Source organism: Mesorhizobium sp. M0633, assembly GCF_040320645.1.
In the GTDB taxonomy this organism is placed as follows: Bacteria; Pseudomonadota; Alphaproteobacteria; order Rhizobiales; family Rhizobiaceae; genus Mesorhizobium.
Window position 1 is genome coordinate 98,059 of record NZ_JAMYQC010000026.1, and the last position, 6,000, is coordinate 104,058.

Annotated in this window: 7 protein-coding genes and 1 pseudogene; 3 read left to right on the top strand and 5 right to left on the bottom strand. The window is 60.8% G+C overall.

The window, feature by feature from the left end; all coding sequences use genetic code 11:
* Positions 1–11: 11 nt before the first annotated feature.
* From NKI47_RS24500 to NKI47_RS24515, 4 genes are read right to left on the bottom strand one after another with little or no spacing between them, the layout of a single operon-like run.
* Positions 12–989, bottom strand: a complete 978-nt coding sequence (locus tag NKI47_RS24500; protein ID WP_352456767.1) for a quinone oxidoreductase family protein — start codon at positions 987–989, stop codon at positions 12–14.
* 18 nt (positions 990–1,007) lie between these two features.
* The gene (gene pcsA / locus NKI47_RS24505) at positions 1,008–1,784 is read right to left on the bottom strand and encodes a phosphatidylcholine synthase (RefSeq protein ID WP_502896505.1); all 777 of its coding nucleotides are present in this window, start codon (positions 1,782–1,784) and stop codon (positions 1,008–1,010) included.
* A gap of 35 nt (positions 1,785–1,819) precedes the next feature.
* The gene (locus NKI47_RS24510) at positions 1,820–2,434 is read right to left on the bottom strand and encodes a DUF1326 domain-containing protein (RefSeq protein WP_352471871.1); all 615 of its coding nucleotides are present in this window, start codon (positions 2,432–2,434) and stop codon (positions 1,820–1,822) included.
* A gap of 13 nt (positions 2,435–2,447) precedes the next feature.
* Positions 2,448–2,975, bottom strand: coding sequence for a DUF2182 domain-containing protein (locus tag NKI47_RS24515; protein ID WP_352593885.1), 528 nt, complete (start codon positions 2,973–2,975; stop codon positions 2,448–2,450).
* A 103-nt stretch (positions 2,976–3,078) separates the two neighbouring features.
* Here NKI47_RS24515 and NKI47_RS24520 point away from each other — a divergent pair, with 103 nt between their 5' ends.
* Positions 3,079–4,287, top strand: coding sequence for a UbiH/UbiF family hydroxylase (locus NKI47_RS24520; RefSeq protein WP_352593886.1), 1,209 nt, complete (start codon positions 3,079–3,081; stop codon positions 4,285–4,287).
* A 221-nt stretch (positions 4,288–4,508) separates the two neighbouring features.
* Positions 4,509–4,832: a heat shock protein HspQ gene (gene hspQ / locus NKI47_RS24525; protein WP_023675043.1), complete on the top strand. Its 324-nt coding sequence runs from the start codon at positions 4,509–4,511 to the stop codon at positions 4,830–4,832.
* Between the two features lie 122 nt (positions 4,833–4,954).
* Here hspQ and NKI47_RS24530 read toward each other — a convergent pair whose 3' ends face one another.
* Positions 4,955–5,584 carry an invasion associated locus B family protein gene (locus NKI47_RS24530; protein WP_023675042.1) on the bottom strand — a complete coding sequence of 210 codons (630 nt, stop codon included), beginning with the start codon at positions 5,582–5,584 and terminating at the stop codon, positions 4,955–4,957.
* A gap of 231 nt (positions 5,585–5,815) precedes the next feature.
* Between NKI47_RS24530 and NKI47_RS24535 the strand changes: the two are divergent.
* A pseudogene (locus NKI47_RS24535) lies at positions 5,816–6,000 on the top strand (ABC transporter substrate-binding protein); the annotation flags it as partial.

Below are 6,000 nucleotides of genomic sequence, written 5' to 3' on the forward strand. Positions count from 1 at the left end.
ACGGCGGGCGCCTAAGGGATAAGTATTGTTGTCCCGGTGGTCCTGCGCCCTTCGAGATCGGAATGCGCCTTGCCGGCCTCGCTGAGCGCGTAACGCTGGTTTATCTTGATCTTGACGGCGCCGCTGAGCACCACGTCGAACAAGGCGGCGGCGGAAACCTCGAGGTCTTCGCGCCTGGCATTATAGACGAACAGCGTCGGCCGCGTTGCGAACAGCGAGCCCTTCTGCGCCAGCAACGAGATGCTGAAGGGCGGGATCGGCCCAGACGATTGACCGAAGCTGACGAAAGTGCCGAGCGGCCGCAGGCAATCGAGCGAGGCTGGAAATGTGTCGTTGCCGACTGAATCGTAGACAACGTCGCATTTCTTGCCACCGGTGATAGCGGCAACGCCGGCCACGAAATCCTGTTCGCGATAGTTGATCACGTGGTCGAAGCCATGCGCCTTGGCGAGCTCGATCTTGTCGGTGGAACTCGCCGTGCCGATCACTGTCGCGCCGAGATGCTTGGCCCATTGGCCGAGGATCAGCCCGACACCGCCGGCCGCCGCATGAAACAGGATCGTGTCGCCGGCTTTCACCTTGAATGTACGGCGCAACAGATATTCGGCGGTCATGCCCTTTAGCATCATGGCTGCAGCCTGTTCGTCGCTGATGCCGTCCGGCACCTTCACCACGCGGTCGGCGGCGATCACGCGCTGCCCGGCATAGGCGCCGGTCGTCACGGCGTAGGCGATGCGATCGCCGGGTTTGAGCCAGTCGACATCCGAGCCGACATCCAAGACCACGCCGGCCGCCTCGCCGCCAGGGATCAGCGGAAATCCGCCCTGCGGCGGATAAAGGCCAGAGCGATAATAGACGTCGATGAAATTGAGACCGATCGCGGTATGCTTGACCAGGATCTGTCCCGAGCCCGGCTGCCCGGGATCGGCATCCTCATAGGTCAGGACCTCCGGGCCGCCATGGGCATGGATGCGGATCGCTTTGGACATTTTCTGGCTCTCTTGGGATCAGGCTTTCTTATCCGGCTTGGCGCCGAGATTTGGGAAGAACTGCATGATAGCGCCGATGCAGGCGAGGTAAAGCCCGGTGAACGTAATCCCGAACTTGATGAAATCGCTGACCTGCTCGCCCAGCACGCCGATCTGGTCGTAGAAGGAGGCAAGTGCGGCCTGCGCCAGCGCCAGCGCGCCGAAAGCGCACCAAAGCAGCGTCATGCCGAGATTGATTGGCCGCAGCCGCTTCACCCGCACCGGATGGATGAAATTGATCGGCACGAAGGTGAGAATGCCGGCCACCACGACCACGGCGAAAGAAACCCATTGTCCGGGCTCGATGACGAACAGCGTGAACACCACCATGTTCCAGACGACCGGAAAGCCCTTGAAGAAATTCTCCTTCGTCTTCATGCCGGTATCGGCATAGTAGATTGCGCTCGACACCACGATGATCGCCGCCGACAGGAACGACAGGCGCTCGCCCATGAAACCGCGCTGATAGAGCGCGAAGGCCGGAATCAACACGTAGGTCACGTAGTCGATGATGTTGTCGAGCAGTTCGCCCGACCAAGTCGGCAGGATTTCCTTGACATCGAGCTTCCTGGCGATCGGCCCGTCGATGCCGTCGACGAAAAGCGCCAGCCCCAGCCACCAGAACATCGCCGTCCAGCGCTGCTCGCTTGCTGCCACTAGCGACAGAAACGCCAGGAATGAGCCCGACGCGGTCAAGAGATGGACCGAGAACGCCCGCGCCTGAGGCCATGTGACTTTCTTCTTCGGCCGCGGAATCCGGTCGGCGATTTTCCTGGCCGTCGTCTTCTTGCTCACGGGCCCCGCCAGTCCAGCTTGCAGATTTCGGCCGAACGGCCAGCAAAGTTCCAGTTGCGGCCAAAGGCCCGCATTTTGCTCTTGTCGGATTTGGCGACGATGATTTCCGGCGCAATCCAGTATTCCGAATTGCTGATGACCGTATCCTTATCGCGATCCTTGCCGGTGATTGGCGTCACCGCACCATCGATGATCTTCGGTATCTGAAAGATGCGTGTTTTTTCACGCGTCTCGTAGGTGATCGGCACCTGCTCGGCGCCGAGGAACTGTCCGACCAGGATGGAGAGCAGCGATGTGGTTCCACCGGCCTTGCCGGTGAATATCTTCGTCAGTCCCTTCACAGCGTAAACCGAGGCGCGCTTGTCGATGAACAGGCCCGCCGTCCAGTTGCCGCGGCTCATATAACCGGGGATTTCCATGACCAGCCCAAGATTGAGACCGGACAGGTCGACCTCGCCGAAATGGCCGGCATCGATCCGGAACCCCGCCCAGGTTTGGCAATAGCCTTCCGTAGGCGGATGATTGCCGAGCGACAGAACGCAAGGGCAAAAAACCGTGCAATTGCAGGAAAGGATGAGCTCTCCCTTCATTGCCCAGTTTTGATCTGTCATCGAATTCTCCCCCTCATGCCGAGACTACTAGTAGCGCGGCTGCCCAGACAAGAAGTATCGCACCGCCCAGCCGCGTCGGCAGATTGCCTGCCGTCTGTTTTTCGACCAGGCTGAACAAGCCGATCAGCGCCATCCAGAACACGTTCATCACACCGACGGCAAACATTACCAGCATCAGCGCCCAGCAGCATCCAAGGCACCACAGGCCCTGCTCCATACCGAGCCGGAAAATGCGAATGGGCCTGGCGCTCCAGTTGGCGAACAGGACCGAGAACGGATTTCTGCACTTCTCCAGACAGGCTTCCTTCAGCCAGCTGAACTGATAGAGACCAGCGATCGACAGCGCGGCTGCTCCGGCAATTCCAAGCAGCGGATCGAGCATCTGCCCGGATGACACGAATGCATGGACTGCGAGCGTCAGGGCAAGGGCGATGCCCATGCCGGCAACGACGCTCACCGTCAGTCGAGGGCTGCGCGCAACGCTCGCCATCGCGCGGCCGGTGCCGTCGAGGTGGCTGAAATCGTCTTGTTGGCCGGTCATGGCAACCGAATGGGCCGAATCGCCGCGTTGATCAAGCCGCATCACCTGACCTATATGGACCAGCAGGTCGGACGGGCCTCACCTCGCAATTCGGAAGCCGAATTTGAACCATCGGGAAACAGCACGGATACTGGTCGCCGGCAGCGGCCCTGCGGGGCTGATCGCGGCGCTTGGCTTTGCCGAGGCGGGCTTTCCCGTGACGCTCGTCGGACCCGATGCAGCCGGCCCCGACGGCCGGACGACAGCCTTGATGAACCCTGCCCTGAAGATGTTCGAACGGCTAGGGATCTTCGACGGAATCAGGCCGCACGCAGCGCCGCTCAAGGTGATGCGTATCGTTGACGCAACCAACCGGCTGATCCGCAGCCCGACAGTGACCTTTCGCGCCAGCGAGATCAACGAAGAGCAATTCGGGCTGAACTTGCCCAACAGCGTTCTCAACCGCACGCTAGCCGAGGCTGTCGCGCATTCGGGCATCGAATGGCGAAAGTCAATGGTGGAGGCATGGCGCCTCGATGCCGACCATGCCCATGCCGTTCTCGCCGACGGCAGCGAGGTTGAGGCATCGTTGGCAGTTGCCGCCGATGGCCGTCAGTCGCCGGCCCGCGAGGCAGCCGGCATCCGCACCTCGATCCGATCCTATCCGCAGGCGGCGTTGGTGCTCAATTTCGGTCACCGCAGCGACCATGCCTTCACCTCGACCGAATTCCACACCGAGACCGGTCCGTTCACACAGGTTCCCCTGCCCGGCAACCGGTCCAGCCTTGTCTGGGTGCTCGAACCCGATATCGCCAAGGACCTTGCAGCACTCGACGACGCCGAGCTTTCGACGCGGGTCGAACAGCGGATGCAATCGATGTTGGGCCGCGTGTCGGTTGAGCCCGGCCGGCAGGTCTACCCCCTTTCAGCGGTGAGCCCGTGGCGGTTTGCGCATCGCCGCGTGGCACTTGTCGGTGAAGCCGCCCACGTGTTTCCTCCAATCGGCGCGCAAGGCCTCAATCTCGGCATCAGGGACATCGACGACCTGATTGGTGCCGCAAGCAGAAACCGCTCGGACCCGGGCGCCGCCAAGGCGCTTGCAGCCTATGATTTCAAGCGGCGGCCGGACATTCTGGCGCGCAGCAGCGCGGTCAACCTGCTCAACATGTCGTTGCTTTCCGACATGCTGCCGGCTCAGATGGTGCGCAGCGCTGGCCTTGGCGCGCTTGAGGGGTTTGCGCCGTTACGGGCGTTTTTCATGCGCGAGGGTCTTCGACCCGGCAGCGGTTTTGCGGCGTTTTTTGGCGGATTGCGAAAACCGGCTGAGCGATAGCGATCTTGGCCACCGCCCTTGATCCGCATCTCGCGATGCTCAACCCGGCAACAAGGGGATCGGGATTGAATTGACGCGGCGTCTGCGCCAAATAATGACGATGTCGACCTTAAGGTCTGGGCCAATCTTTGCCGGACCGGTGCGTAAGAATCTAAAGTCCTGGAGCGTTCCTTGCGTGTTCCAGGATGCGTGGCGTTCAAGAAGTTCAAGTGGTGAGTGCGATGAAGACAGCCAAATTCTCGATCGGACAGGTGGTTCGGCACCGGCTGTTTCCGTTCCGCGGCGTCATTTTCGACGTCGATCCGCAATTCGCCAATACTGACGAATGGTACGAGGCGATCCCCGCTGACGTGCGGCCGCGCAAGGACCAGCCTTTCTATCATCTGCTCGCCGAGAATTCCGAAACGGAATACATCGCCTATGTGTCCGAGCAGAATTTACTCGAGGACCGGTCGGGCGAACCGGTCCGGCATCCGCAGATTGGTGAAATGTTCGACAAGAAGCCGGACGGGCGCTACGAGCCGAAGCACCAATTGAGACATTGACTTAGTCGGAATCTGGCTGGACTGGGACAGGCTTGAGACATGGCCGGACCCGACAAACAGCCGGTCCAAACGAAAAAAGCGGGGCATGAACCCCGCTTTTTTATTCGTCCGAAACCCCTCGATCAGTTGGCGGCCTTCGCCTTTTCCTGCTCTTCCTTGAGCTTCTTGGCAAAGTCCTGATTGTTCTTGGCGACGAACTCCTGGAGCTTCTTCTGTCGGTCCTCGATGTCCGACTGCTGCAGCGGCGGGCCGTCGAAGGCGCCGCTGAAGCCGGTCAGCGCGATCTTGATCGGGTTCGGCTGGTTCTGGAAATTGACCGAGGTCAGCGTCAGGTTCGAACCTTTCTTGAAGGACGCGACGAGCTGATCGGTCAGCGGCACTTCCGCCACGCAGCGATCCGGAAAACAGATCACATAGTCGAGCTTCTGCGCCTTGCCGCCGTCGATCTGGAGGCCGATGCCGGGAGGAACGAGACGGCCGGTCGGAACCGTCACCTGGAACACCTTGCGGTTCACCTTGCCCTTCAATTCGATCAGGCTGACGCCGGTGATGAGCTGGCCGTTGCCGGCGGTGGTGATGTTCTGGACATTGCAGATGTCGACGTCTTCCTGCTTGGTGCAGGCCTTGAACCAGCCTTGCGGAATCTGCTGTTGCTGCTGCGCGGAAGCAGCGGGAATCCCGGCGCCCAGAATGCCGACCACGCCAGCGGCCATGACCGACAGGCGGTACGCGTTGCTGTTCAGGCTCGTCATGTCGTGCATTCCTCTCAAATGATCCCGGAACCGGCTTTTTTCATGCCGTGTGGTCCAGCTACCTGTTGCCGAAATGAGGCAACAGAATGACTTCGGACGGCGTGTTACACTGCAAGCGGTGCCGAATCCAGCCCGGGTCTCGCGAATCTTGGCCGAGGGATAGGCTCAAGGGGTTGGCCGGTGCACGACCGGCTCATGTATGCTGCGCATCGAATCGGGAAGGAGACGGTCATGGGCCGCGTTGTCGTTTGGCTGATCGCCGCAATCTTGTTTGTCGGCCTTTCCCTGCAGCCGGCCCTGTCGGAACCGGTGCACGCGCTTGCCATGCAGGGCGAGCCGGCGCTGCCGGCCGACTATGATCATTTCAACTACGTCAATCCCGACGCGCCGAAAGGCGGCAGCATTACCTATTGCGT

Excerpts from the sequence above, each read along its gene's own strand:
- NKI47_RS24500 (WP_352456767.1), bottom strand. The coding sequence starts at position 989 with ATGTCCAAAGCGATCCGCATCCATGCCCATGGCGGCCCGGAGGTCCTG.
- NKI47_RS24510 (WP_352471871.1), bottom strand. The coding sequence starts at position 2,434 with ATGACAGATCAAAACTGGGCAATGAAGGGAGAGCTCATCCTTTCCTGC.
- NKI47_RS24515 (WP_352593885.1), bottom strand. The coding sequence starts at position 2,975 with ATGACCGGCCAACAAGACGATTTCAGCCACCTCGACGGCACCGGCCGC.
- hspQ (WP_023675043.1), top strand. The coding sequence starts at position 4,509 with ATGAAGACAGCCAAATTCTCGATCGGACAGGTGGTTCGGCACCGGCTG.
- NKI47_RS24530 (WP_023675042.1), bottom strand. The coding sequence starts at position 5,584 with ATGACGAGCCTGAACAGCAACGCGTACCGCCTGTCGGTCATGGCCGCT.